General features: G+C 55.6%; 20 protein-coding genes and 1 tRNA gene. 9 read left to right on the top strand and 12 right to left on the bottom strand.

Annotated elements, in window-relative coordinates; all coding sequences use genetic code 11:
• Positions 1-58 precede the first annotated feature (58 nt).
• Positions 59-2137 (bottom strand): serine hydrolase domain-containing protein, encoded by a 2079-nt coding sequence (locus tag JYG33_RS03935; RefSeq protein WP_207874658.1) that lies wholly within the window; start codon positions 2135-2137, stop codon positions 59-61.
• Positions 2138-2897: 760 nt separating this feature from the next.
• Here JYG33_RS03935 and JYG33_RS03930 point away from each other — a divergent pair.
• The 6 genes from JYG33_RS03930 (at position 2898) to JYG33_RS03905 (ending at position 10283) form a co-directional block, all read left to right on the top strand.
• Positions 2898-4256: a cytochrome c gene (locus JYG33_RS03930; protein ID WP_207874655.1), complete on the top strand. Its 1359-nt coding sequence runs from the start codon at positions 2898-2900 to the stop codon at positions 4254-4256.
• Positions 4249-5163 (top strand): c-type cytochrome, encoded by a 915-nt coding sequence (locus JYG33_RS03925; RefSeq protein ID WP_207874651.1) that lies wholly within the window; start codon positions 4249-4251, stop codon positions 5161-5163. Before JYG33_RS03930 ends, JYG33_RS03925 begins: the two co-directional genes overlap by 8 nt.
• A gap of 211 nt (positions 5164-5374) precedes the next feature.
• Complete coding sequence (locus JYG33_RS03920; RefSeq protein WP_207874648.1) at positions 5375-6724, top strand: D-serine ammonia-lyase; 1350 nt, start codon at positions 5375-5377, stop codon at positions 6722-6724.
• A gap of 372 nt (positions 6725-7096) precedes the next feature.
• Entirely contained in the window at positions 7097-7414 is a 318-nt protein-coding gene (locus JYG33_RS03915) for a DUF2946 family protein (protein WP_243430265.1), read from the top strand.
• A 63-nt stretch (positions 7415-7477) separates the two neighbouring features.
• Positions 7478-9634 (top strand): TonB-dependent receptor, encoded by a 2157-nt coding sequence (locus JYG33_RS03910; RefSeq protein WP_207874642.1) that lies wholly within the window; start codon positions 7478-7480, stop codon positions 9632-9634.
• Positions 9635-9806: 172 nt separating this feature from the next.
• The gene (locus JYG33_RS03905; protein ID WP_207874639.1) at positions 9807-10283 is read left to right on the top strand and encodes a copper uptake system-associated protein; all 477 of its coding nucleotides are present in this window, start codon (positions 9807-9809) and stop codon (positions 10281-10283) included.
• Positions 10284-10376: 93 nt separating this feature from the next.
• Here the strand turns inward: JYG33_RS03905 and JYG33_RS03900 are convergent, their stop codons facing one another.
• A complete protein-coding gene (locus JYG33_RS03900; protein ID WP_207874636.1) occupies positions 10377-10661 on the bottom strand; it encodes a hypothetical protein in 285 nt (94 codons plus the stop codon).
• Positions 10662-10914: 253 nt separating this feature from the next.
• On the opposite strand from JYG33_RS03900, the gene JYG33_RS03895 reads away from it, so the two are divergent.
• From JYG33_RS03895 to JYG33_RS03885, 3 genes are all read left to right on the top strand, one after another.
• Complete coding sequence (locus JYG33_RS03895) at positions 10915-12231, top strand: ParB/Srx family N-terminal domain-containing protein (RefSeq protein ID WP_207874633.1); 1317 nt, start codon at positions 10915-10917, stop codon at positions 12229-12231.
• Between the two features lie 203 nt (positions 12232-12434).
• Positions 12435-12821 carry a hypothetical protein gene (locus JYG33_RS03890; RefSeq protein WP_207874630.1) on the top strand — a complete coding sequence of 129 codons (387 nt, stop codon included), beginning with the start codon at positions 12435-12437 and terminating at the stop codon, positions 12819-12821.
• Between the two features lie 173 nt (positions 12822-12994).
• Positions 12995-13324: a hypothetical protein gene (locus JYG33_RS03885; protein WP_207874627.1), complete on the top strand. Its 330-nt coding sequence runs from the start codon at positions 12995-12997 to the stop codon at positions 13322-13324.
• A gap of 282 nt (positions 13325-13606) precedes the next feature.
• Here the strand turns inward: JYG33_RS03885 and JYG33_RS03880 are convergent.
• The 10 genes from JYG33_RS03880 to JYG33_RS03835 form a co-directional block, all read right to left on the bottom strand.
• Positions 13607-13683: transfer RNA gene (locus JYG33_RS03880), tRNA-Pro, on the bottom strand.
• Positions 13684-13902: 219 nt separating this feature from the next.
• Positions 13903-15429 carry a M81 family metallopeptidase gene (locus tag JYG33_RS03875; RefSeq protein ID WP_207874623.1) on the bottom strand — a complete coding sequence of 509 codons (1527 nt, stop codon included), beginning with the start codon at positions 15427-15429 and terminating at the stop codon, positions 13903-13905.
• 19 nt (positions 15430-15448) lie between these two features.
• On the bottom strand, positions 15449-16630 hold the full coding sequence (locus tag JYG33_RS03870; protein WP_207874620.1) for a YgeY family selenium metabolism-linked hydrolase: 1182 nt from the start codon (positions 16628-16630) through the stop codon (positions 15449-15451).
• A complete protein-coding gene (locus tag JYG33_RS03865) occupies positions 16621-17556 on the bottom strand; it encodes an N-carbamoyl-D-amino-acid hydrolase (protein WP_207874617.1) in 936 nt (311 codons plus the stop codon). The genes JYG33_RS03870 and JYG33_RS03865 overlap by 10 nt, the downstream gene beginning before the upstream one ends.
• 119 nt (positions 17557-17675) lie before the next feature.
• A complete protein-coding gene (locus tag JYG33_RS03860) occupies positions 17676-19319 on the bottom strand; it encodes an ABC transporter ATP-binding protein (RefSeq protein WP_207874614.1) in 1644 nt (547 codons plus the stop codon).
• 24 nt (positions 19320-19343) lie between these two features.
• Positions 19344-20183: an ABC transporter permease gene (locus tag JYG33_RS03855; RefSeq protein WP_207874611.1), complete on the bottom strand. Its 840-nt coding sequence runs from the start codon at positions 20181-20183 to the stop codon at positions 19344-19346.
• A 27-nt stretch (positions 20184-20210) separates the two neighbouring features.
• Positions 20211-21152, bottom strand: a complete 942-nt coding sequence (locus tag JYG33_RS03850; protein WP_207874608.1) for an ABC transporter permease — start codon at positions 21150-21152, stop codon at positions 20211-20213.
• On the bottom strand, positions 21149-22747 hold the full coding sequence (locus JYG33_RS03845; protein WP_207874605.1) for an ABC transporter substrate-binding protein: 1599 nt from the start codon (positions 22745-22747) through the stop codon (positions 21149-21151). Before JYG33_RS03845 ends, JYG33_RS03850 begins: the two co-directional genes overlap by 4 nt.
• Positions 22748-22824: 77 nt before the next feature.
• Entirely contained in the window at positions 22825-24069 is a 1245-nt protein-coding gene (locus JYG33_RS03840) for a Zn-dependent hydrolase (RefSeq protein ID WP_207874602.1), read from the bottom strand.
• Complete coding sequence (locus JYG33_RS03835) at positions 24066-25313, bottom strand: diaminopropionate ammonia-lyase (RefSeq protein WP_207874598.1); 1248 nt, start codon at positions 25311-25313, stop codon at positions 24066-24068. The genes JYG33_RS03840 and JYG33_RS03835 overlap by 4 nt, the downstream gene beginning before the upstream one ends.
• Positions 25314-25319: the final 6 nt, after the last annotated feature.

The following is a 25319-nucleotide window of genomic DNA, read 5'->3' as shown; positions in this document are numbered from 1 at the left end:
GTCAGAAGGTTAAAAAGCGCCCGTCCGTGCTCAACAGGACGCCCTTGGGAAAACAGACTTAAGGAATACTCAGTTCAAACACCGCCGCTGGAGAACCTGCAAATACAATGCTGCCTTTTTTGGGCAAGCGCACCGGACCGGCCCCATCCAGCAAACTGTAATGAACACACGCCCCCTCTTTGTCATAAACGGCGTAAGCACTTTTTGCCGCTAATGTCACGTTCAAGGTCTGCTCGGCGGTTTGATCACCCAGCAAGAACCATTGCGCAAAACCATTGGTTCCGATCTGCACGCGAGACGTCTTAGTCGACAAGGTCGGAATAGCTTGCTCACTGAGCATCAAATCGTTATTGAGCAAGAGATACTCCTGACCATCATGCAGCTCAAAACTGGCATGCTGGGTTTCGCGACCCGCCTGTCCCGGAATCTGCACTTCACTGGCTGCGGTATAAGCATCACGAATACGCAAAGCGCCCACATAACCGGCCAGCTCTTTGCTCAAGGCCAGCTTGGCACCTGGCAGCCCGTCCACAAAGTAGTACTCCGAGTTGTAGAGGTACTTCAAGGGAAAGTAGCGCAAGCCATCGCGTTGCGCCCACACCGCCTGGGTAGCCTCATCCAGAAGATTGGGCGGCAGTTTCTGGGCCCGGTACGCGGATTCCGCGTTCTGGCCCAGGCCCTTGTCCATTTCATAGCGTCGATCCCACAAATAGGTATGACCATTGGCGGCTTCCACGAACTCAATACGAATAGCGCGTTTGGCATCCACAAAGCCCATCTGACCGGCGTACTGGTAGTGCTCCGTTTCCTGCGTTCCAGTTTCGATACGCAAGGCCCCATTCGCCTGGATATCAACTTGCATCAAAGAGCCGCTATCGCCATAGACACCGGCATAGCTCAGCAAGTGTGGGGGCATTGATGCGCCCGCCTCTACCGGGAAGGATTTTGTGCTGAGAGCGGACAAGTCAAACCCTTTCAGCTCCAGGGCCTTAAGCAGGATTCTTGTCGCCATCAACTGATTGGTGCCGCTATTCCCGCCCGCACTCAGCACGACGGCAGCCATGTTCAGTTTGGGCAAGACCACCAGAATCGCATGATGCGCGCTGATGTCTCCGCCTTTAGCCAAAGCCTGAATACCCAGGTCATTAAAGGGATAAAGCTTGACGCTATCCCAACCCAAACCGTAATTACCGCTGTCGTCCCTGTCCTCTGGCCAGAAACCACGCAAATACTCCGGGGCTTGCATCGCCTCCCGCGATTGAGGGGATAAAAGATCTGGACCGTCTTGCATGAACAGACGAGCAAACTTGGCCATATCTTCAGCCGTGGAATTAACGCCACCTGAAGCAATCACGTTGTAATGAATCCAGGGCAAACCACCGTCACGGCCTGGCCACTTCAAGCGCGCATAATTGTCGCCCGGACCCTGTACGGGAGTGCTGGTGTGCCTCATGCCTAAAGGCTCGTTAAACGAGGACTGAATGTAATCAGTAAAACTTTGTCCGCTCACCTGCTCAACGAGCTTCTCCGCCAAAGTGAAGCAACTATTGCAATAGACAGAAAACGCACCGGGATCAGCATTCAAGGTTTGCAGCGCCAGGGTGTCCAGAAAATATTCATAACCCTTGGTATTGTTATCACCCATGAACAGCGAATCATTGATGACGTCATCCCCCCGCAAACCAGCGGAGTGATTCAGCAACATCCGAGCCGTAATCTGCTGATAACGGGGGTCCGCCATGCGAAAGTCGGGCAAGTACTGATAAATAGGCGTATCCAGATCCAGCTTGCCGTCCTGCACCAGCTTCATGACACTGGCTGCCCCAAACATCTTGCTGACAGAGCCAATGGCGTAAACCGTCTCATGGTCCAGGGGCGTATCGTTCTCGCCCGCATAGCCGGACAACACAACGGTGTTGTTCTCAATCAAGGCATATTGCAGGCTACTAAAGTTCGGGCGCAAGGCTACTTTGCGAGCCATTTCCTGGACATAGCGGCTTAGCTCCGCCAGCGCGCGGCTGCTTTGCACTGATTCAGGGGTGGCAGGCTGTGTGACAGCCATAACAGGCATAGCGGTGGCAGAAAGCGCAGCCAGGGCCAAGGCCAGGCTCGCTTTTTTCAGCCGTATCTTCAGCATGGGAATTCCGTAGCAATAAAGCAAACAAGGGCGAAGGGGCCGATGGCATTGCTTTAGCACGATCTACGCCACCCTCTCTACCGGCCCTGAGCGTACAAACACTGACTCAAAGGCGCACAGGGCAGCCCGAATCATGCCCATGCATCGTGATGACTTGATGGAGTATTGTTAATTAAATAATTCTTGATGTATCTAAATAATACTTATCAGCGATTTCTTGATCTTGATTCTGAAAAGTAGAACGCCAACTCGCACAGCCTTGCTAACCAGGCCAATGCCCCATAACTGGCATAAAACTTGCTTGTCGCTCTTGGCCTTTGAACGATGAATCAAATAAAACAAGGCCTTGAGACTCAACAAGATACGTGTTCAAACCCACAGCCCTACCCATTCCCTGCTTACATTTGATTCAAACAGCAGCGGCCAAAAAAGCAGATCAGCTTGACACTCAAAATACATCTTCAGCAAAAAAATACGCTTGAGCACCCCCTAAAGCCAGCGTAGATGCGAACGTTAAGCACTAAGCCTCGTTTGATCCTCTTCCACCACTTGAGCCCTGAACACTCTATTCAGCCGCCATATAACTGTCACTTTAAGTTTACAATTTCAATCTCGTTATAAGCTTATGTATATAACCCTTGAGTTAGATCAATTTTGGTCTGGACAAGGGTTTCTTGCCCTTTGGGCTGTCTATACCATGCGTACTGAGTGTGACATGAAGTTATTTGGCACATTTATTTAATAATTATGGGTAATGTCTATGAAAGCCTTGTCCAAGACCCTGATCGTTGCGCTCGTGGGGCTGGGGGCCGCCTATGGCGGGTCGCAGCTCATCTTGTCGCAGCGCAGTATCGTGTCCTCATCGGCAAACACACTAAATCTGGATGATGAAACCCTGATCCAACAGGGAGCCTACGTCTCCAGGACAGGCGACTGTGTAGCCTGTCATACCGTTCCCGGTGGTCAAAAGTATGCGGGCGGCCTGGCCATGCAAACGCCACTGGGAGCCATCTACTCCACCAATATCACACCCGATAAAGAAACCGGCATAGGCAGCTATACCCTGGACCAGTTCAAGACCGCCGTTCAGCACGGTGTGCGTCAAGACGGGGCCGCTTTGTACCCGGCCATGCCCTACCCCTCCTACGCCATCATGAGCGACGAGGATATGGATGCCTTGTATGCCTACTTCATGCGAGGTGTCCCGGCCGTCAAACAGGAAAATGCCGCCCCCACCTTGCCCAAGCTTTTCCAGATGCGCTGGACGATCGCTTTCTGGCAGTGGATGTTTGCGCCTAAAGATCAAGGTTTTGTCGCCGATGAAGGTCTGGATGATCTGAAAAACCGCGGAGCCTATCTGGTTCAAGGACCGGGCCACTGCGGCGCCTGTCACACACCGCGCGGGCTGGCATACCAGGAGCTGGCCCTTAGCCTGAAAGACGGTGATGACTACCTGTCCGGTGCCGTCATTGATGGCTGGCGTGCCAAAAGCTTGCGCGGCGAAGGGCGTGGTTTGGCGAGCTGGTCGGAAGCCGAACTGCTGGACTTCTTTGCCACAGGCCGTACCGACAAGGTGGCCGCCTTTGGTGCCATGACAGACGTCGTCGAGCACAGCACGCAGTACATGACGCCGCAGGATCAAACGGCCATGGTGCAGTACCTGAAATCCCTACCCCCGGTTAAAGGCCGTAAGCCCGAGATCCCACATCAGACAGATACCACCACACAAAAACAGCTGGATGGTGAATACACCTCGCCCGGAGCCTGGCTGTATGCCGCCCACTGTGTGACCTGTCACCGGGCCGACGGCAAAGGCGTACCGCGCATTTTCCCGGCACTGGCAGGTAACTCGGCCGTTTTTGCCAACAACCCGCAATCCGTCATTCAAGTCACCTTGGAAGGCGGTCGCATGCCTGAAAACAAGGTCGACAAAATGACCTTCACCATGCCTGCCTTCCGTCACCTGGGCGATCAGGACATTGCCGATCTTGTTAACTACATCCGCACAAGTTGGACCAACGAAGCGCCCACCGTCCAGGCGGCCGACGTTGCCCATATCCGCCAGTTTGTAGCCAATAAATCGCCCAATATCCTGCCCGAAGGAGCCAGCCATGAGTAAAGCCAAAACCCTGTCCGTTCTGGCTGTGGCCATTGCCGGTGTGGCGGCGGCAAGCTGGTATGCCTTTGCAGCCAGCCCCGCCCTGACAGCGCCAGCCCAAACCACCTATCCCATTATTAATGTGGACAGCAAAGAGGTCGTGGGCCAGTACACCATTCCCTCCGATCTGCTGATCGAAAAAGAACCTGACGCCGCGGCCATTCTGTACGGCAAACGCCTGCTGAACGAAACGCGCCGCCTGCTTCCCAATAATGTGGGGGCGGCCATGAACTGCAATAGCTGCCACATTGATCAAGGCAAGGCACCGCGTGGCGCACACTACATCGACAGCTTTGTCAGCTACCCCAAAGTCATGCCCCGCTCGGGCAAGATGGTGGATCTGGCAGGCCGTATCAATGGCTGTTTCATGCGTTCCATGAACGGCAAGGCCGTCCCTGTGGATTCACCCGAAATGCAAGGCATGCTGGCCTATATGAAATGGCTGGCTCAAGGCGTGCAGCCGGGTCAAAAGGTACAAGTGCCCATTGATGGCCCGCTGGATCATGAACTGATTCCCAACCCGGAACGTGGCAAGGCGCTCTATGCCGCCCAATGCGCCACCTGTCATGGCATGGACGGCGAAGGCCTGAAAGATGAACGCGGCAATATTGTGTTCCCTCCGCTCTGGGGCGATGAGTCCTTCAATATTGGCGCAGGGATGGCGCGTACCTTCAAAGCGGCAGTTTTCATCAAATACAACATGCCGATGAGCGTCGCTTCGCACGGAGCCTGGGGCCAAGGCGGTGTGCTGGAAGATCAGGATGCCGTGGACATTGCCGAATACTTTACGCATATGCCACGACCTGATTTCGCAGGCAAGGTGAACGATTGGCCGAACGGTAAAAAGCCCAAGGATGCCCGGTATTAACACCTGCAATTCCTGGTTTGATTAAGGTTTATCTGCCAAAGCCTGTCTAAAGGTTTCGGGCCTGAAGACAGACCTTCTCAACACCATAGCAACTGCCCTCTTGATGAGGGCAGTTGCTATTAGACCGCCTTGCCGCCCCTCTCATTAAGCACAATCGTGTAGCATCTTTTCTCTCTTTACCTTGAAACCCAGTTATTCATCAGGTGCACACATGATCCATGGAAAAACCCTGGCCGCCTGGCAAGACAGCCATCCTCTTATCCGCGATCTGATCGCCTTGAAAGAAAGCACCTGGTTCAATCCAGCTATCGCCCCCACCGCCCAAGCCTTGGCGGATGTCGGGCTGACAGCCCAAGATGTACAAGCCGCCAGCGCTCGCCTGCAACGCTTCGCCCCCTATCTGAAAACCGTGTTCCCCGACACGGCAGCCACCCAAGGCATTATCGAATCCCCCATCACGCCTTTACCTCAATTGCGCCAGACCCTGATTCAGGAAAACGCCTTGGAGCACGTCGGCGCTTTGTGGTTGAAAGCCGATAGCGAACTGCCCATCTCCGGCTCCATCAAAGCCCGTGGCGGTATCCATGAGGTTCTGAAACACGCCGAAGACTTAGCGCTGGAGGCTGGTCTGATCCGTTTGACAGACGACTACAGCACCCTGGCCAGCGACAAGGCTCGCCAGTTCTTTAACCAGTACTCCATCGCGGTCGGCTCTACCGGCAATCTGGGACTCTCCATTGGCATCATGAGCGCCAAGCTGGGATTCAAGGTTAGCGTCCATATGTCTGCTGATGCCCGACAGTGGAAAAAAGACAAGCTGCGCGCCAACGGCGTCAATGTGGTCGAGCACCAATCCGACTACAGCGTGGCCGTAGAACAAGGGCGTGAACAGGCTTCCCACGACCCTCGCTGCTATTTTGTGGATGATGAAAACTCGCCTGATCTGTTTCTGGGCTACGCCGTCGCGGCGGAACGTCTGGCTGCACAGTTCCTGGACGCAAACATTCACGTCAACAGCGAACACCCCTTGTTTGTGTATCTACCCTGCGGCGTAGGCGGCGGTCCCGGCGGTGTGGCTTTTGGCCTGAAGCTGATCTTTGGGGATGCGGTGCACTGCTTCTTTGCCGAGCCCACCCATTCACCCTGCATGCTCCTGGGCGTGTATACCGGTCTGCATGATGAAATCAGCGTACAGGATATAGGGATTGATAACATCACCGCTGCCGATGGCCTGGCCGTGGGCCGTCCTTCGGGTTTTGTCGGCAAAGCCATGCAGCGCCTGATTGATGGCTACTACACCGTCACGGACGAAGAACTCTACCGCTTGATGGTGATTGCCTACGAACAGGACAAGGTCAAGCTGGAACCCTCCGCCCTGGCGGGTGTGCCGGGCATGGCGCGAGTATTGAACTCACCCGAGTATGTGCGGCGTATGGGCTTTACACAGGCTCAATTACAAAACGCCACTCATCTGGTCTGGGGGACGGGGGGCAGCATGGTGCCCGAGGCGGAATTTCAGGCCTATCTGGATAAAGGGCGTGGCCTTCAAAGCAAGCGGTAAACAGGACTCACTGCAAGCGCCGCTTGACAGCACAATGCGCTGCCATCAACAAAAGACAAGCAGGCCGTTACTAAGCTGACGGCCTCATTGAGCAAGACCACGGAGTAATGACCCTAAACCCTGCATGAATCCCCCATGATGCCTGCCATTACGTGCAACAAAGCCATCACTTCGGCAAAACCGTGATCCATCATTAATTTCTGAGTCAGACCATTACGTAAATCAAATCCAATTGAGAATCAGTTGGAATACAATCGCGCCATGTCTGTCCAACGGCACTGCTCTCCTGCAAAGAATGGCGTAGCCTGGCAAATTCTGTTTTGCCTGGCAATCCTGTCATTTCTGTGCCGTTCGCTAGTTCCAGCGGGCTACATGCCGGACAGGTCTGGCGAGCAGGACGGCTTCTTTTCCGTCACACTTTGTGCCCCCGGTGGAACACCCAGCACGGTCTGGATGAGCCTGACAGGACAAGCCGACCAGCCGCAATCTAACGAACATGCGGATATCCAGAAGTGTCCTTACGCCCTGGTTCTGTCCCAAGTGGCCTTGCCCAGCACCGCTCTGGCAAGTCTGGATGCTCCGGTGGCCCACCAGCCTTTGCTGCTGGTGCACCGCAATCAAACCCTGCCACCTCTGCCTGCGCTGGGGCCACCTCTAGGGTCACGCGCTCCCCCTGCCAACCTTGTTTGATCTCTCCTAGCCGACTGCCTCGTGGGCGGTCGATTGTCAGCGAAATCATTACAAGGTTTTTTTATGTCCATTTTTTGTGTTTCTGCACAGGCCCGCGCTGTGCAGGCCCCTCCTTTGCTGCCCGCTGTCGGCTTGACGCACGGCCCGGGTCCCTCCCCACAAGTACGAATCTGCGTTCTGGCGCTGGCGTTGATGTGCTCCAGCTCCTGGATAACACTTGCCCACGCGCAGACGCCGACGTTGGCACCTGTGATCGTCACGCCAGAGCGCGGTAAAAGTCTGACGGTTCCTGATCTGCAGACAGCTCAAAAGACCCTTGAACAAACCGCCGGAGGAGTCGCCCTGGTGCCTGACAGCGCCTGGCGTGATAGCAAAGCCGCCACGGTCAAAGACATGCTGGATTACACGCCAGGGGTCTTTGCGCAGCCCAAATGGGGAGATGATGCACGCTTGTCCATACGTGGTTCAGGTTTGTCACGCTATTACCATCTTCGTGGCATCAGTCTGTATCAAGATGGCATCCCGCTGAATGACCCGGACGGCAGCAGCAATTTTCACCGTATCGACCCAACAGCATACCGTTATACCGAGGTCTACAAAGGCGCCAATGCCCTGCAGTACGGAGCCGCTACCTTAGGCGGAGCCATCAACTTCGTCACCCCTACAGGCTGGGATGCTGATGCGTTTCAAGGACGATTGGATGCAGGCAGTTTTGGCTGGCGACGCGTGCAACTCAGCAGTGGTTTCGCTGGCGAGAAACTGGATGGAATGGTGTCTGGTTCCTGGCAAACTCAAGATGGGTATCGTGAACAAAGCGCAGGCCATTCCTTGCGAGCCAGCGCAAACTTGGGCTGGCGGCTATCAGATCAGGCAGAAACCCGCTTCTACCTGAGTGGCTATCAAATTCATCAAGAGATTCCCGGTTCAGTCAGCCGCGATCACGCGCTGAATAAGCCACGACAAGCCGCCACAGAGAATAAAAAACACGACTGGCAGCTCAATCTGGATGGAGGCCGTATTGCCAACCGTACCGTTATGGTCATCGGGGAGACCCAATATGAACTGGGTGACTGGTTTGAGCAAAGCTCGCTGCGGCATCCTATTTATCAATTTGTTGACAGAGACACCACCAGCTATGGTGCCTACGGCAGACTGGTCAACTCCACCCCGCTTGCGGGCAGAGACAATCGATTCACACTGGGCCTGACCTGGTCGGCAGGCAAGATCGATGCAAAAAACTCCGTAAACGCTGGGGGGAACCGACTGGAGAAGCTGTCCGCCAGCAAAGACAAAGCCAACAACCTGACGGCCTACGCTGAAAACGCCTGGAGCCTTAGCCCTGATCTATCCCTGATTACCGGCTTGCAATACCTGCACGCCGAACGCAAGCGTCAGGACCTTTATAACGGTGGCCTGCCCACCACACGCTCCGGGGACAAGAGCTACAACTTCTTCAGTCCCAAGCTGGGCCTGCTGTGGGACGCGGGCCCACAATGGCAAATCTACGGCAATATCTCACGCAGCGCCGAGCCGCCAACATTTGATGACATGAGCTTCTCGACCAGCAATGATCTGGATCGCCTGCAAGCACAACGCGCCACCACCTTCGAGATAGGCACCCGAGGAGAAAGCGGAGACCTGGTCTGGGACGTCTCGCTGTACCATGCACGCATCAAAAATGAACTGCAATGCATCAGCGCCCCCTGGAACATCTGCGACAAGACCGTGAACGCAGACCGCACAACACATCAAGGCCTGGAGCTGGGTGTTCAATGGACAGCAGGCCGTGGCCTGTTTGTACAAGGTCTGCAAACGGATAGTCTGGACATCAAAGGTGCCTACACCTACAGCAACTTCAAGTTCGACAATGATCAGGACTGGAACAACAATCACATGCCCGGAGTACCCAAGCACTATCTGCGAGCAGAGATCATCTACAAACACCCGTCGGGCTTTCACATTGGCCCCAACATGGAGTGGGTGCCACAGGCCTATTACGTCGATAACGCGAACACGACCAAGACCAGCTCCTATGCCTTGCTGGGCTTGCGAGCCGGTTGGGAACACGGCCCCTACTCCTTCTATATAGATGGCCGCAATCTGACAGACCGCCGCTGCATCGCCAGTGCCAGCATCACGGACTATGCAACGGCCTCCTCGCCCTTGTTCGAGCCGGGTACTGGGCGAGCCGTCTTTGCGGGCGTCCAGATCCAGTACTGATCACACCTTTCTTCAACACCTATCAAAGGCTACGGCATGACTTTCCAATTGAAGCGACTGATTGTTGAAGGTCTGGGAACCCATCCACGTCTGAATGGAAATCAGATGAGCCTTCTGCTCGGGGCGAAAGCTCCTCCCTGTCCTTTATCAGCTTAAGAAACAAGGAGTTTTTATGAAAACAGGTTTACAAGCTCGCCAAACCTTCAAGGTGACGCTGCATGGTTTTTTCTTCGCCATGGCGCTGTTCATATTGTTCGCTGCCCTGTCTGGCGTGGCTCGCGCTGCACCCTCAGAAGCAGATCGTATTGCACACGCCATGAAGGCAATTTGGGATAGCCCTGAAGCGCCCCTCTCCGTAGAACCTATCGTGATCGAAGGCGACTACGCCTTGGCCGGATGGACACAATTAGCGCGTGGCGGCCGTGCGCTGCTAAAAAATCGCCATGGTGAATGGAATGTGCATATGTGCGGAGGCGACGGCTTGAACGATGTGGAAACCCTGAGCATGGCGGGGATGAATGCAGATGCGGCGGAACGCCTGGTCAAGAACACCAGCGCAGCAGAGGCCAAATTGCCTGCTGCGGTCACCGCTAAATTCTCTACTTTTGGCGAAAACATGGTGGTAGATCACAACCATCACCCAGGCTAAGCCCCGAAAGAGAACCCACTGCGCAAGGACTGAGTCAGTAAGGCGTCACCGCGCCGGATCGCCGGATCGCCGGATCGCCGGATCGCCATTACTCTACTCAGTCTGAGTGTGGTCATGCCCACATTGACCACACTTTTTGCGCGGAAATGGCGAATAACTGGTGAACAAGCTCTGGCTGCCCATAAACGGTGACAAGCCACATTGTGGGCAACTAAAAGCCGTCATCGCCACCAGCCCCTGACCCAGAATGTAGAAGCCAAACACCAAAAACCCGAGAGTCCCAAACACACGGTCCAACACCGGCAGCCCAAAATACAAGGCGACCAGCAGCACGACATTGAACAAGGTAAACAGCCAGGCTTTTTTGTAGAGCGACATTAATGACCTTTTAAAATCAGCTCCCACTGCCTGGAAGTGATTTATCAATTTAATTTAAGCGTGGATAGTTTACGGGATTCAGCCTAATGCAGAGGAGACTGAGCCAGCTCGTCACAATTTCCAGCTCATCAGTGACATCCCGCCACGTATCCGATCACAACCCGCACAAGCGCTGAATGTTTCTGAATGCAATGTTCCGGCAATACCCATCCCTCATGATCTAGGATCTTCCAACAAAATCCCCCAACGGACCATGACTCTCGCTTCCCTGCACACTCTCGTTCACGCCAGACAGCAGCTCCTGCGCACCCTGGGCATTGCCTTGCTCCCCCTAGCCCTGGCGGCCTGTGACAGCGGCTCCAGCACCGGCGGCAACAACTCTCCCGAAGCTCCCGTCGTCACGCCCCCAGTCACCGAAGAGCCAACACCAGAACCACCCCGCAACACCGCCTATCTGAACAACAAAGCAGGCGATGTGATTAAAGTGCGCATCGACGAACTGCACCCCACCCAAGCGGCCATTGGCTACGATCAGGTCTACTACAAGCTCGGGCGCTGGCAAGGTGATCTGGATCGCTCAACATGGGCAAACAATCCCAAGCAGCAACTGGACTATCTGAATCGCACGATCGGCAAAAAGTTTGACGACTACTGTGAAGACATGGGCGGCACCGAGCGAGCACAGAAATTTCTGACTATTGCCGAAGTACAAGCCGCCCGCCTGGATCAACCCACGACCTACCTGTGCAAAGACCCTCTGGGTTCGCAAACAGAGAACCTTAAAACCGTGGTTGTAGGCTGGGACGGCAATCTGTACCTGACCGATGGCCACCATACCTTCTCCTCCCTGCGCGAGATCTCTGACGGTGGCCCCAAACTCCCCGTCTGGGTCAAAGTCAGTGCCAATTACAGCGATATTCGTGAAGCGTCCGCCTTTTGGGAACGCATGAGCAAAGAGAAACTGGTCTGGCTGCGCGACGGGCAAAACCAAGCTATTACCGTCGAGCAGCTTCCCACCCGCGTCGGCCTTGCCAGCGAAAAAGAAGCCGGAGGCATGCAGGAAGACCGCTATCGCTCCCTGGTGTATTTCACCCGCGACATTGCTTATAACAATGGCAATTTGCCGGAATACGCGGAGTTTCTGTGGGGCGATTGGCTACGCCGCCAGGCTTCAGAGGGCCAATTGACCAAGCTGGACGAATACCTGATGGCCCCACCTGCCACACCGGCACAAATCCTGGCCGCCAGCACCCTGAACAAGGCATTGAAACCCGGTGGTTCAGACGACAGCTACGCGGCTGCCGTGCGGGATGCTGCCCTGAAAATGACAGCCTTGAGCGATACCGATCTGGTCTTTGAAGACCGTGATGCAGCAACGCTAGGCCGTATCGTCCTGGAAGCCGACGCTGCCAGTGACTCGGTCACTAAAAAAGCGCGCGACACCCTGGAAGAACTACCACGCGATGACATCAAGTCTGACGGCAGTCCACGGGGGGCTGGCAAGTTGTGGTTTGCAGTGAACTACCGCAATTGCGGCAAGCCTGCGGCGGGGACTTGCTGGGGTTGGTAAGAGAACCAGCGAACACAATCATTAAACACAAAAGCCTGTCTCCCAGGCTTTTGTCCCGGCGCAGTTCCATCCTGAAACTCAAATTCACGCCAAGATATCAATACAGAATCCAATCAGTAACTATGCTAGTTGCACGAATTGGTAGCGTTGCTATATTTCGCCAATACCAAAAGATAGGAGCGCTTAGCGCGGGAGGCATCAGAATGAAAAAAACAATATTGGCCATTTGTCTTTTTACAGGCATTACAACGGCAAATGCGCAAGGCGTCGGACAAGGCATCGGACAAGGTCTGGGCGCTCATCACAAATGCAAATCCATGGCTGAAGCTTTAGACATGCGCGCGCACAATGCCATGTGGAAAGATCCCTCTGATGGAGAAGTTTTTGCCACAATGAGCTTGGCCTACATGTCTTGGGTCCAAGGCTTCATTTCCGCGACAAACCTTCATAGGCCACAAAATGGCCAAATCCGACTGAGCCCCGAGCGAGTCGCTGAATGGATGCAGAACTACTGCACACGAAATCCGGACCAAGAGATCTATATGGGCGCGAAGAACATTGTTGAATCCTTGCCCGAGGGATACCACTAGCAAGCAAATCCCATACTTCGTTCAGTAGGTGGGCGTACAGACACAAGATAGAGACATAGGGAAAATGACTGAAGCCATCAATTCACTATTCGTACGAGACACACACTGAGCAAAAAAGACAAGGAGCCTTTCGGCTCCTTATTTTTTATATATCAATAGTTACCGGAGGGGTAATGAAGAAAACTGCCATCGTCATTGGAATCACAGCACTTAGTGTCATGTCCATCGCTCAAGCTGCTGAACTGCCACGATACGACCCGAACAAGTACTGCGAAAGAATCTCTTCTCTATCGGGAGGGTCCGCAACGCTCGCGAACGAGTGCATCAAAATGGAGCAAAGCTCGTACAACAAGCTCAAAAACATGTGGGAATCCATACCCGAGAAAACCGTCTCCTATTGCGACCGACTCGCCAGCACTACAGGAGGTAGCTACACGCTTCTTGAAAGCTGCATTGATATGGAAATGACGGAGTCGAACTCCCCACAAAAGTTCGAGTTTTAAGCACGCAACCCCTGCCACAGACTCAACAACGCGTGATCGAAAGCAACCAGGTAGAGAGCTTGCGAATGACAGGCATATCAAGCTTGCCGGGTACGTGGGCGAGTGTTGACCAACAGGATTCAGCTATATGCAATTCGTCTAAAGCCAATGCATCGCATTGCAGCATTCGTTCCGCTGTGGAGTTTTGACAAGGCGTAGGGAACAATGAAAATGAATCCCCACAAAACTCCCACAACAATGAAAAAAGGCCTACAGCAAAAATGCTGTAGGCCTTTTAAAATCTGGTCGGAACGGAAGGATTTGAACCTTCGACCCCTTGCACCCCATGCAAGTGCGCTACCAGGCTGCGCTACGCCCCGAAAGAATTAAACTATAACCCTGTTCTTCCTTTCTGGCAAGTATTTTTTAGGTATTTTCTTTCGATTCGAGATTTTCGATAGTTAATCTCGGCATCAATCAAAATCCTGTACTTGCTTGAACAGGCGGTCTGATTTTCAATGCTCGCTTACCAAGCAAATCCGTATCAAAACCGTGAAGGCAGGAGTATACCTACTTGGTTTAAAAATGCAAAGCTCTTGTCATCCTGCCCGCCCTTCTGACTGCATCATCCGCCATTGCAACAAGCTGGGACCACCGGGATACAGCAGGCGTTCTACCGGCAAGCGCTGCCACGGCAAATCCGTTGTGCGCATGGAAACACCTCCTGGCGCCGCACCCACAATGATTTGGTCGCTGATGCTGCCAAAGTCTGCCCTGAAGTGCACGGCGCTTTTCAGCACCAGTATCTTCATCTGTTCCGGTTCTATTCCGACAAAACGGAACATGCTTTGATCGGCCATTTGCGACTTGTAGGACGCCAGCACGATACGCACCCCCTCTATGCGCAAACAGGCGCTGGGGCCCAGATTCATGGCACAGCCTGCGTAGTACGGGCCAGTGGCGCGGAATTGCCCATCAGATACCGACTCGATATAGAAGCGTGCATGCAAAGGCATGTCACCGGGCACACCGGATTTACCGCCCAAGGACAATTCAATTGTTTTACCCGCACCGGCCTGATGAACCAGCGCTGCGCTTTCCGGGTCCACGATCAGCCCCAAAGCCGCGTCCGAGACCTTGGCTTTCAACAAGGCCCGCAGCAGTCCACAGGTATCCGAGCTGGCACCACCGCCGGGGTTGTCGTGGGCGTCCGCAATAATGACCGGGCCTTTACCGGGATGATTCAGTGCCCATTGCACCGCCTCATCCGGCTCGTAGAGCTTGCCTTGAAAGCCTTCCGCCTTACTCAAGACCTCATCCAGGAACTCCGCCAGACGAGCATCGGCCTGCTCCTGGCTTTGTGCATAGGCCCAAAGTACAGCTCCACATTCCGGCACATCGGCAGCGGGAAAACCCATCGCAAATGACACGCTGCCTTCACCCTCTATCTCTTCCAGCGCTGACAAGCTGCGATACAAGCTGGCAGCGGGTTCCATCTCTGTGCTTTGCCATATCGCTGGAATCAGGAAAGGGAGTCGATGCCAGGCCAGCTTGGGGCGTTCTCCCTCGTTGACACATCGCATCAGGGCTTGAAATGTGCGCTCTCCGGTCTGGCCCATATCCACGTGCGGATAGGTTTTGTAGGCGACCAGAATGTCCGCCTGCACCAGCATGGTATCGCTGACATTAGCGTGCAAATCCAGGCTGGCAACCACAGGCACATCGAGCCCCACCATCTCCCGCACCAGAACCAGTAAATGCCCTTCACCATCATCGCGATGCTCGGCCACCATGGCGCCATGCAAATCCAGATACACCGCATCCACGGGCAGAACTTGCTCCAGACGGTACAGAATCTCCGCGACAATCGCCTCGTAAGTCATGGCCTCGACTGGTGCAGAAGGACTGGCGGCGGCCCACAGTAGCGGGACGCACTCGACCCCGGCCTGCGCAGCAGCCGCCATAAAGCCAGCCGCCGGAATATTGGCCCCACGCAAGGCAGGCTCGATGGCGGCTGCCCGGCACATCCCTGGCCAGCCGCCCCCATGCTCAAAATCCGCCATCGTGGCCATGGCCGGTCCAAAGGTATTGGTCTCGTGCTGAAAACCCGCTACTGCAATACGCATCACTTGTCTCCGATTGCTATTACGCCTGTCCCGCCAGTTGGATGCAGAGCTGCTCGTAGATGTCCTTAGCCCCCAGAACATCATCGATCGCCACGGACTCATCGGCGGTGTGCGCCTGAGCCTCCTCGCCAGGCCCTAAACCGATGGTTGGAATCCCCCGTCGCCCTGCAGACTCCGACCCGTTCGTGCAGAACCACCACGTATCCATCTCAACCGGCCGCCCTGCTTGCTGAACCGCTTGCACCATGGCTTGCGCCAATGGCGCAGACTCGTCCAGACGCCACGCGGGCAAGTCTCTCTGAGGGCTGGCCTGCTGACCTGTATACGTTTGTACCTGACTGTCTACCAGTTCCAGCGAAAAGCCCTCCACCCCTGCCGCCTGCAAGCATTGCTCCATCTGCTGCAACACCGATACGCTGCTTTCTCCCACCAGCGTGCGGCGATCAAAACGCACTGTCACGGAGGAAGGAATCAGGGAGATGGACGGATGCGGATCGGAAATAATGTCAGTAGGCACCAGCAGGGCCTGCCCCACCTGTGCATCCTGCGGCAAATCCAGGGTTTGCAGTGCGGAAATCGCCCTGGCTGCCGCCTGAATAGGATTCACCCCCAGATGCGGCAAGGCGGCATGCGCCGGGCGACCTTGCAGACGCAACAAAATCTCCTGACGCCCTTTCTGTCCCACCATGATGCGCAAACGCGATGGCTCACAAATCACGACAGCCGCGGGTTCGCAGTGCTCCAGCGCCTGAGACAAGGCAAAGCCTTCGATCACCTCTTCCATCACGCTGGCTGATACGGCGATGCGTTGCTTTAATTTGCCCGAACGAGCCGCGGCTGCCGCGCCACATAAAGCGGCGGCCAGACCGGCCTTCATATCACTGGTACCACGCCCATACATGCGTCCGTCCCGGATCTCGGCCCCAAAAGGTTCTACCGTCCAGGTCCCCGCAATCGGCACCACATCCATGTGGGCATCAAACAGCAAGGCTAACGGTGCCTGTGCCGGGCCTAGTAAACCCAGCACCGAGCCTTTCTCGTCCACACTGATCTGATCAAAGCCCAGTTCCCGCATGACTTGCCGCACAAAATCCGCCATGCCTTGCTCTTGCCCGGACAGACTGGGGATGCGAACAAAAGCCTGTGTCAGACTGACGGCATCCCAGGCCAGTTCCCTGGCTTTATGTTCGTTCACGCCCATGGCACGACCGCTCCACGTTGCGAGCTGATCAAACCATACGCTTCTGGTCGACGATGCCGCTCGAAGTTGAAGGTGGTGTTCTTGTAGGAATTGCACAAATCCAGATCGCAACGGGCAATGGCCAACTCGTCACCCTTGGTTGAGCAAGACGCCACAATCTCGCCGGACGGTGCAATGATCACGCTGCCTCCGATCATCTCGATCCCCTCTTCGCTGCCCGCCTTGGCCACCCCTACGACCCAGGTGCCGTTCTGATAGGCCCCAGCCTGCATCACCAAGTGGTTATGGAACATGGACAAGTCATCATGCTCTGGCGCTGGCGGGTTGTGAACCGGCGTGTTGTAGCCCAGCATGACCATTTCCACCCCCTTCAAACCCATGACACGATAGGTTTCCGACCAGCGGCGGTCGTTGCACAAGGCCATACCCATCACGCCCCCGAAGGCCGACCACACTCCAAATTCCTGACCGGGCTCGAAGTAGTATTTCTCCAGATGCTGGAAAGCACGCCAAGGCTCATCCTGACCGTGGCCCGGCAAATGCACTTTGCGATACTTGCCCACAATCGTGCCGGTTTTATCGACCAGGATGGACACATTGAAGCGACGTTTCACGCCGTTTTCAATGACTAGCTCGGCATAGCCCAGATAGAAACCAATCTGCAGCTTGGCAGCGGCATCAAACAAGGGCTGGGTGTCCGGGCCCGGCATCTGGGTTTCATAAAAACAATCAAAGTCCGAAATATCTTCGCTAAACCAGCGAGGAAAAAACGTGGTCAGCGCCAGCTCAGGAAACACCACCACATCAACATCCATTTTTTTGGCCTGATGCAAGTGGGCCAACAGGCGGTCCACTACCTGTTTTTTAGTTTCGCTGCGTGCGATAGGGCCCAACTGAGCCGCTGCTACATTGACAAACCTGGACATGAGATTTGAACTCCATCAACAATTAAGATCCGCCCAAGGCGGGATTCGGTACGCCCTGCTTCTTTCCAGAAGCAGGATTTAGCCCTGCACGATCAACACAGCCTCAACAGCCGTGTTAATCAGGCATAAGCACAAAAATTCTGAAAATCCCAATGCACACCGGGTGCAGATTCCACCAGTTCACGGGTGTAAGCCTGGCTAGGCTGGCTAATGACACGCCCCGGGTCTCCGGCCTCCACAATCCGGCCCTTTTGCATCACCACAATGCGATCAGAAATCTGCGCAGCAACACGCAAGTCATGGGTAATGAAGAGGATGGCCACGCCGGTTTTGCGTTTGATATCCAGCAGCAGCTTGAGCACCTGCTCTTGCACCAGCACATCCAGCGCCGACACGGATTCGTCCGCAATCAGTACATCCGGCTCCATCACAATGGCGCGGGCCAGGCAAAGCCGTTGCCGTTGACCGCCCGAGAATTGATGCGGATAGCGCTCCAGCACATCCGCGTCCAGGCCCACAATGGACAAGACCTCGGTCACGCGTTCGATAGCGACTTTGGGATCAACGCCGATGTTGTGCATGCCTTCTGTCAAAGACTGGCCAATCGTCACGCGAGGATTCAGCGAGCGATACGGGTCCTGAAACACGATCTGCACTTTGCGCCGCTGCGCCAGGCTGCGGTCCTTGCAGGCGGCGGGCAAGGTTTCACCGTTCAGGGTGATCTGTCCCGAGCTGGCCTCGACCAGACCAATAATGCAGCGGGCCAAGGTGGACTTGCCCGAGCCGGACTCCCCCACGACACCCAGCACTTCATCACGGCGTATATCCAGATTGATGTCGCTAAGCGCATGCATCTTGCGCCCCTTGGAGAACCAGCAGTCCGAGCCATAGACCTTGCCCAAACCACGGGCGCTGAGCACGATCTCGTTTTGCACTTCCTCTTTTGCTGGCGGATGCACATTGGGAACGGAAGCAATCAGAGAGCGGGTGTAGGCTTCTTTGGGGTTGGACAGAATCTGCTGACACGTGCCCATCTCCACGCTATCGCCACGCTTCATCACCAGAATCCGGTCGGCAATATCCGCCACCACGCCAAAGTCGTGCGTCACAAAAATCACCGAAGTACCACATTCGCTTTGCAGCTCCTTGATCAGACTCAGGATCTGCTTTTGCGTGGTCACATCCAGTGCCGTGGTGGGTTCATCCGCGATCAACAAACGCGGTTGCAAGATCAAGGCCATGGCAATCATGATGCGCTGGCGCTGACCACCGGACAGCTCATGCGGATAGGCCATGAAGAGCTTCTCCGGCTCCGGCAAACGCACGCGCTCCAGCATATTGATCACACGTTGACGACGCTCCTGCCGGGAGCTGTTCTTCTCGTGGATACGGATGACTTCATCAATCTGCTCACCCACCCGTTGCACCGGGTTCAAGGCTGTCATGGGTTCCTGAAACACCATGGACATGGCCGAGGCCCGCAAGGACAACAAGTGCTCCTTGTCCATCGTCAGCAGGTTCTGGCCCATCAGCTCGATACTGCCCTGGCTGACACGCAAGGTATCGGGCGGCAGCAAACCCATGATGGCAAAAGAGCTTAGGGATTTGCCTGAACCGGACTCGCCCACAATGCACAGCGTCTCGCCTGCATAAACATCAAAGCTGAGCTTGTTCACCAACTGGCGCGGCTGGGCGGCTTTGGTTTCAATGCACAGGTCCTTCACCGACAAAACGCATTGAGCCTGGCTATTAGAGGTATTCATTGTCATGTCTCCTGCCCTTGTCACTTACAGCCGTGTGACCAGCTTGGGGTCCAGAGCATCGCGCAAGGCGTCGCCCAGAACATTGATACTGAGAATGGTGATGGACAGCACAATGCCGGGGTACAGCACGATGCCGGGAATCAACTGGAAGTACAGACGGCCTTCGGCAATGATGTTGCCCCAGGAGGCCATTTCCGGCGGGATGCCCGCCCCCAGAAAGCTCAAGACAGCTTCCAGCAAAACGGCCGAGGCAAACACATAGGTGCCCTGCACAATCAAAGGCGCAAAGGTGTTGGGGAACATATGACGCGACAGAATCACATAGGCCGATGTCCCCACCGTCATGGCCGCTTCCACATAAGGCTCGGAGCGGACGCTAAGAATCACGCCACGCACCAAACGGGTCATGCGAGGAATTTCAGGAATGGCGATAGCGATCAGTACCGTGGTCAGGCTGGCACCGGATACTGACACCAGGGCGATAGCCAGCAAGATGCCGGGAATCGCCATCACCCCATCCATCACCCGCATGATGACCGCGTCCAGACGACGGAAATAACCCGCCAGCGAACCCAGAATCACCCCAAAGAACACACTGATGGCCAGGACACCAAACCCCACCATAAAGGACACCTGCGCCCCGTACACCACGCGGGAATACAAGTCCCGGCCCAGTGCATCCGTCCCCAACCAGAACTGCGCGGAAGGCGGCTGCAAGCGCACACTGGGGTCTAGCTGAGTGGGATCTTGTGTGCCCAGAAAGGGAGCAAAAATGGCCATGAACGCCATCAGGATCAGGAACAGCAAGGCGGCACGGGCCGAATTGCTGGCGACCACTTTCTTCAATTTGTTGAGCTTTTGCATATTGTTCTACCTGTAAAAAGCGAGGGCTCAATAATCGATACGGGGATCGACCAGCATGTAGGAGATATCAATCAGCAGATTCACCCCTACATACACCAGCGAAAACAGCACGATCAGGCTCTGAATCACCGTAAAGTCGCGTGACAGCACCGCGTCCAGCACCAAACGTCCCAGTCCCGGAATGTTGAAGACCGATTCCGTTACCACCACCCCGCCGATCAGCATGGTGATGCTGATGCCGATAATCGTCAGGATAGGAACCGCTGCATTGCCCAGGGCGTGACGTGTCAGGACACGACGCTCATTCAGACCTTTGGCACGGGCCGTACGGATGTAGTCTTCGTTCAAGGTATCGATCACGCTGGTGCGCACAATGCGGGTAATCAGGGCGATGTACACCGTGCCCAGAGACACCGCAGGCAGAATCAAATGCCGCAAGTGCTCCCACAGGCCATCGCTCAAGGGCTTGTAGCCCTGTACCGGCAACCAGCGCAGCTCCAGCGAGAACAGCAGGATCAACAAGTAAGCCACGATGAATACCGGTACGGAAAAGCCCGCCACCGACCCCGCCATCACAAAGCGATCCAGAGACTTGCCCCGATACCAGGCCGAGCACACCCCCAGCGGAATCGAAATAACCAGGGTGTAAGCCAGGGTCAACAAGGTCAGTGACACCGTCGGTCCCAAACGATCCAGCACCAGATCCTTGACCGGGCGACTGGAGATCAGGGACGTACCAAAGTCCCCTTGCACCATGCTGCCCAGCCACTGAACGAACTGCACCGGTACGGGCTGGTCCAGCCCCATCTGGTGACGGATTTCGGCGATCTGTGCATCCGTCGCGTTGTCCCCCGCCACCAGTACCGCGGCATCACCGTGTGTCATGCGCAGGACCACAAAGATCACCAGCGCCACAATCAGCAATACCGGGATAGTGGCCAGTACGCGCTTGAAAATAAGCCCAATCATCGCTTCTCCACATTCCAGAAGACCGGAACCGGGGTTTGCAGAAAGCCGTTCAGGTTCTTGCGCATGGCGCTAACCATCTTGAACTCACCCAGGGGGACGATCACACCTTCATCCATGATGTGTTTTTGCAGATCAGTCGCCAAACGACCCAGTTCGGACTCGCCGCTAGCGCGGGCAAATTCCATGCGTGTATTTTCAATGGCAGGAACATCCGGCCAGCCGAACCAGGCCTTGTCGCCATTGGAGGCCACCGCCATAAAGCTCAAGGGGTTGCTCACATCCACCAGGCCCGAATAGGTGGTGATGATGCTCCAGCCGCCCTCTTGCACGGGACGCTTGGATGTGCGACGTGTCTGCACGGTTTGCCAGTCCATGGCTTCCACGTTGACGGTGAAACCGGCATTGCGTAATTGCTGCGCAATCACAGGCACCACGGGCGAGGTCAGGAAGTCCGTGGGATGCAGCAGAACCACGGGCTCACCCTTGTATCCGGACTGCTCCAGGAGCTTTTTCGCACCGGCAGCATCACCTTTGAAATAGGCTTCAGAGCCCGCTTGTGATGGGAACACGCTGTGGCAGCCAAACACCGCACCGCAGGTTTCAAAGTATTCCGGGTTGCCCACTTGCGCTTGCATCAAGGGCTTCTGATTCAAGGCCATCATGGCGGCCTGACGCACTTGTTTGTTATTGAATGGCGGTTGCAAGAAGTTAAAACGCATCTCGGTCTGCGCACCGCGAGCCGTCGAGGCGTTCAGAACGATGTCGGATTCGTTTTGCAGCAGAGGCAGGAGGTCCAACTGCACTTGGTCGATGACATCAATCTCGCCACTGCGCAGCGCGTTCACCCCTGTCATGGCATCGGGCATGGCCACCCAACGTACGCGGTCTACCTTGACCTGCTTGCCACCGGCCAAACCACTGGCGGGTTCATTGCGAGGTACGTAGTCCGGGTTCTTCTCGAACACGGCCTGCACACCTGGGCGATACTCCTTGTCCACAAAACGGAATGGCCCCGAACCCACGGTAGAGGTAATAGCCTGACTGACCGGTGTGCGTGCCACCTCTTTAGGCATCACAAACAAAGGCAGAGAACTGGGCTTGCCCATCGCTCGCAAGGCAATATCCGTGGGGAAAGAGAACTGCATCACAAAAGAGCGATCATCCACGACCTCCATCTTGGTCAGGAACTCCGTCATGATCTGGCCCATCTTGTCCAATTGAATCCAGCGTTTGATGGACTCCACCGCATCCTCTGCCGTCACTGGCGAGCCGTCATGCCAGCGCAAGTTTTTACGCAAGGTCATGGTGTAGGTCTGGCCGTCCTCGGACACTTTCCAGCCCTCCAGCATCTGCGGTTTGACCTGGCCTTGCGCATCTTCAGCCAGCAAGGTGTCGTACACCATATAGCCGTAGTTGCGCACAATGTAGGAGGTGGTAATGACCGGATCCAGGGAGCGCAAGGGCGCTTCCATCACGGCAGTCAGCGTGGTTTGAGCACTGACGGCCACAGGGGCAATCGCGGTAATAGCAAGGGCAGCCCAGACGGCGGCTAACGATTTGGCAGGACGCAAGCGGTCCTTAAGCAGGTTGCTCATTTTTTGTCTCTCCAGGTAGTTAAAAGCGGTCCGCCTTTGCTCTTGTGGCGGCGGTCCCGTCATCGGGGGTTTACTGCTTATTCACGGGCCAGCTCCACCAAGGTCGATAGCAGAATCGAACATCCCGCTATCAGGTCTTTGTCGTGGGTAAACTCTGCCGGGTTGTGGCTCAGGCCACGCACACTCGGTACAAAAATCATGCCTGTGGGGCAGGAACGAGCCAGCATCTGCGCATCGTGCCCGGCACCGCTAGGCATGCGCTTGACCGAGCAGCCCAGATCCTTGGCGTGTTGCTCGACCGTGCTGATCAAGCGTTCATCAAACTGCACAGGATCAAAGCGGGCCAGATGGCGATGCTTGATCTGCACACCCTCGCGCTCCGCAGCCTGCCGGGCGAAATCCAGCACTTCCTGCTCGGCCTGGTCCAGGCTGACCTTGTCCACATTGCGCAAATCCACGGTGAACACGGCTTTGCTGGGGATCACATTGACCAGATTCGGGAACAGCTCACAACGCCCTACTGTCCCCAGTTGCGGTGGGCCGTAGCGCTCCGTTAACTGACGCACAAAACTGCCGATCTGCTGTGCCACAACACCGGCGTCATGACGCAAATGCATGGGAGTGGTGCCTGCGTGATTGGATACGCCCTGCACTTCAAATTCCAGCCAGCAAATCCCTTGCACTCCAGTCACGGCACCAATATCGATGCTTTCGTGCTCCAGCACCGGGCCTTGCTCAATATGCAGTTCCATATAGGCATGCACATTGGGTTGGCCGCAAGGCACGGAACCGGCGTAGCCAATACGCTCCAGGTTCTCGCGCACGGTGCTGCCATCAATGCCCACGGTGTCCAGCGCCTCTTGCAAGGACAAACCACCTTGAAAGACCAGGCTGCCCATCATGTCCGGTGCAAAGCGTGCGCCCTCTTCATTAGTAAAGGCCACCACTTGCAAGGGACGATCCAGTTGCACCTCAGCATCGTTCAAACTGGCCACCACTTCCAAACCAGCCAGCACACCCAGATTGCCGTCATAACGCCCACCAGTGCGCACCGTATCAATGTGCGAACCCGTCATGACTGGCGCCACATCCAGAAGACCGGCGCGTGTCCCGATAATGTTGCCGATCTGATCGATCTGCACACTCATGCCCAGTTCGCGCATCCAGTGAACGACCTGATCCCGACCGGCCTTGTCTTCGTCCGTCAAGGCCAGACGGCAGACGCCGCCCCCGTCGATGGCACCAATCTGCGCCAACTGCGCAATACGCTGCAGCAGGCGTTCGCCATTAATGGCTAAACAAGTGCTGGCTGGGCTGTTCATACCGGCTCCTGAGCCAGCACGTCTTTGGCTCTCATACCGACAATGCGCTGATACAGCTCCGCATCGGTATCGCCTTCGCTGGCAAAAAATAGGATTTGGCTGTTTTCATCAATGCCCAAGGCCTGACGCCAATCCGGCTGCTCGCAAGCGGCCATGCAAGCGGCTACACCGGCCACAGCAGACTCACCCGCCACAATCGGCGCATCACCTTTATCCGCACGGGCCAGACGGCGCATGGTTTGCAAGGCGGCATCGTCTTCCAGCGTCATATAGGCATAGGTGCCAGGATCCAGAATTTCCCAGGCCAGCAAAGAGATTTCGCCGCAGGCCAGACCGGCCATCACCGTATTCAAATCACCGGTAACGGTGACCGGTTTACCTTGCACGGCACTTTGGAACAAACAATCCGCCTTGTTGGGTTCAACCACAATCAAGCGAGGACGCTGTGCACCCAGACGCTCCCACATATGAGCGCACACGGCTGCCGCCAAACCACCCACACCGCCTTGAATAAAGACATGGCTGACAGGTTTGCCCGAACCGATCTGGTCCAGGGCTTCCTGCACCATGACGGTGTAGCCCTGCATCACATCCTTGGGCACATCCATATAGCCGGGGTAAGACGTATCGGACACCACAAAATAGCCATGCTCTTTGGCATCTTCAGCCGCCTGACGGACCGAATCATCGTAATTGCCGGGCACCCGGACCACCTTGGCACCGTAGAACGCAATCGCCTGTTCACGACCGGAACTGACGTGCTCATGGATATAGATCACGCACTGGCAACCCGCATTCTTCGCCCCCCAGGCAACCGAACGGCCATGATTACCGTCAGTGGCGCACGTGACCGTCAGGCCTGCAATAAAGTCTTTGTAGGCGGGGTTCTTCAGATCATCCAAGCTCAGGCTGGCATTGCCGGTATAGGCCTGCAACTGACGCAGCAACAAGCGATTGACCGCATACGCTCCGCCCAAGGCCTTGAAGCTGCCCAAACCAAAACGACCGGCCTCATCCTTGTAGTACACCCCGCCCACCTTCATCTGCGCGGCCAGACCGGGCAAATGACGTAAAGGGGTAGGCGCATAACCGGGCCACTGCACAATGCTGGCCTGAGCCTGCTCGAAGGCGGCTACCGACAAAATCGATTGCAAGGAGGCGTCGTATTCCTGGCTGTCCTGAACGCAACGAGGGTTCAGATACAGTTGCACCGCGCCTTGCTCCCGAACGGCATGTTTGTTCATGTCTGC

It is taken from the genome of Alcaligenes sp. SORT26 (genome assembly GCF_017377875.1).
In the GTDB taxonomy this organism is placed as follows: Bacteria; Pseudomonadota; Gammaproteobacteria; order Burkholderiales; family Burkholderiaceae_B; genus Alcaligenes; species Alcaligenes parafaecalis.
Note: the sequence above shows the minus strand (reverse complement) of the source record. Positions and strands in the feature narration are given on the sequence as shown.

Coding starts and splice junctions, on each gene's coding strand:
- JYG33_RS03935 (WP_207874658.1), bottom strand. CDS start 2,137: ATGCTGAAGATACGGCTGAAAAAAGCGAGCCTGGCCTTGGCCCTGGCT.
- JYG33_RS03930 (WP_207874655.1), top strand. CDS start 2,898: ATGAAAGCCTTGTCCAAGACCCTGATCGTTGCGCTCGTGGGGCTGGGG.
- JYG33_RS03925 (WP_207874651.1), top strand. CDS start 4,249: ATGAGTAAAGCCAAAACCCTGTCCGTTCTGGCTGTGGCCATTGCCGGT.
- JYG33_RS03920 (WP_207874648.1), top strand. CDS start 5,375: ATGATCCATGGAAAAACCCTGGCCGCCTGGCAAGACAGCCATCCTCTT.
- JYG33_RS03915 (WP_243430265.1), top strand. CDS start 7,097: ATGCCGGACAGGTCTGGCGAGCAGGACGGCTTCTTTTCCGTCACACTT.
- JYG33_RS03910 (WP_207874642.1), top strand. CDS start 7,478: ATGTCCATTTTTTGTGTTTCTGCACAGGCCCGCGCTGTGCAGGCCCCT.
- JYG33_RS03905 (WP_207874639.1), top strand. CDS start 9,807: ATGAAAACAGGTTTACAAGCTCGCCAAACCTTCAAGGTGACGCTGCAT.
- JYG33_RS03900 (WP_207874636.1), bottom strand. CDS start 10,661: ATGTCGCTCTACAAAAAAGCCTGGCTGTTTACCTTGTTCAATGTCGTG.
- JYG33_RS03895 (WP_207874633.1), top strand. CDS start 10,915: ATGACTCTCGCTTCCCTGCACACTCTCGTTCACGCCAGACAGCAGCTC.
- JYG33_RS03890 (WP_207874630.1), top strand. CDS start 12,435: ATGAAAAAAACAATATTGGCCATTTGTCTTTTTACAGGCATTACAACG.
- JYG33_RS03885 (WP_207874627.1), top strand. CDS start 12,995: ATGAAGAAAACTGCCATCGTCATTGGAATCACAGCACTTAGTGTCATG.
- JYG33_RS03875 (WP_207874623.1), bottom strand. CDS start 15,429: ATGCGTATTGCAGTAGCGGGTTTTCAGCACGAGACCAATACCTTTGGA.
- JYG33_RS03870 (WP_207874620.1), bottom strand. CDS start 16,630: ATGGGCGTGAACGAACATAAAGCCAGGGAACTGGCCTGGGATGCCGTC.
- JYG33_RS03865 (WP_207874617.1), bottom strand. CDS start 17,556: ATGTCCAGGTTTGTCAATGTAGCAGCGGCTCAGTTGGGCCCTATCGCA.
- JYG33_RS03860 (WP_207874614.1), bottom strand. CDS start 19,319: ATGAATACCTCTAATAGCCAGGCTCAATGCGTTTTGTCGGTGAAGGAC.
- JYG33_RS03855 (WP_207874611.1), bottom strand. CDS start 20,183: ATGCAAAAGCTCAACAAATTGAAGAAAGTGGTCGCCAGCAATTCGGCC.
- JYG33_RS03850 (WP_207874608.1), bottom strand. CDS start 21,152: ATGATTGGGCTTATTTTCAAGCGCGTACTGGCCACTATCCCGGTATTG.
- JYG33_RS03845 (WP_207874605.1), bottom strand. CDS start 22,747: ATGAGCAACCTGCTTAAGGACCGCTTGCGTCCTGCCAAATCGTTAGCC.
- JYG33_RS03840 (WP_207874602.1), bottom strand. CDS start 24,069: ATGAACAGCCCAGCCAGCACTTGTTTAGCCATTAATGGCGAACGCCTG.
- JYG33_RS03835 (WP_207874598.1), bottom strand. CDS start 25,313: ATGAACAAACATGCCGTTCGGGAGCAAGGCGCGGTGCAACTGTATCTG.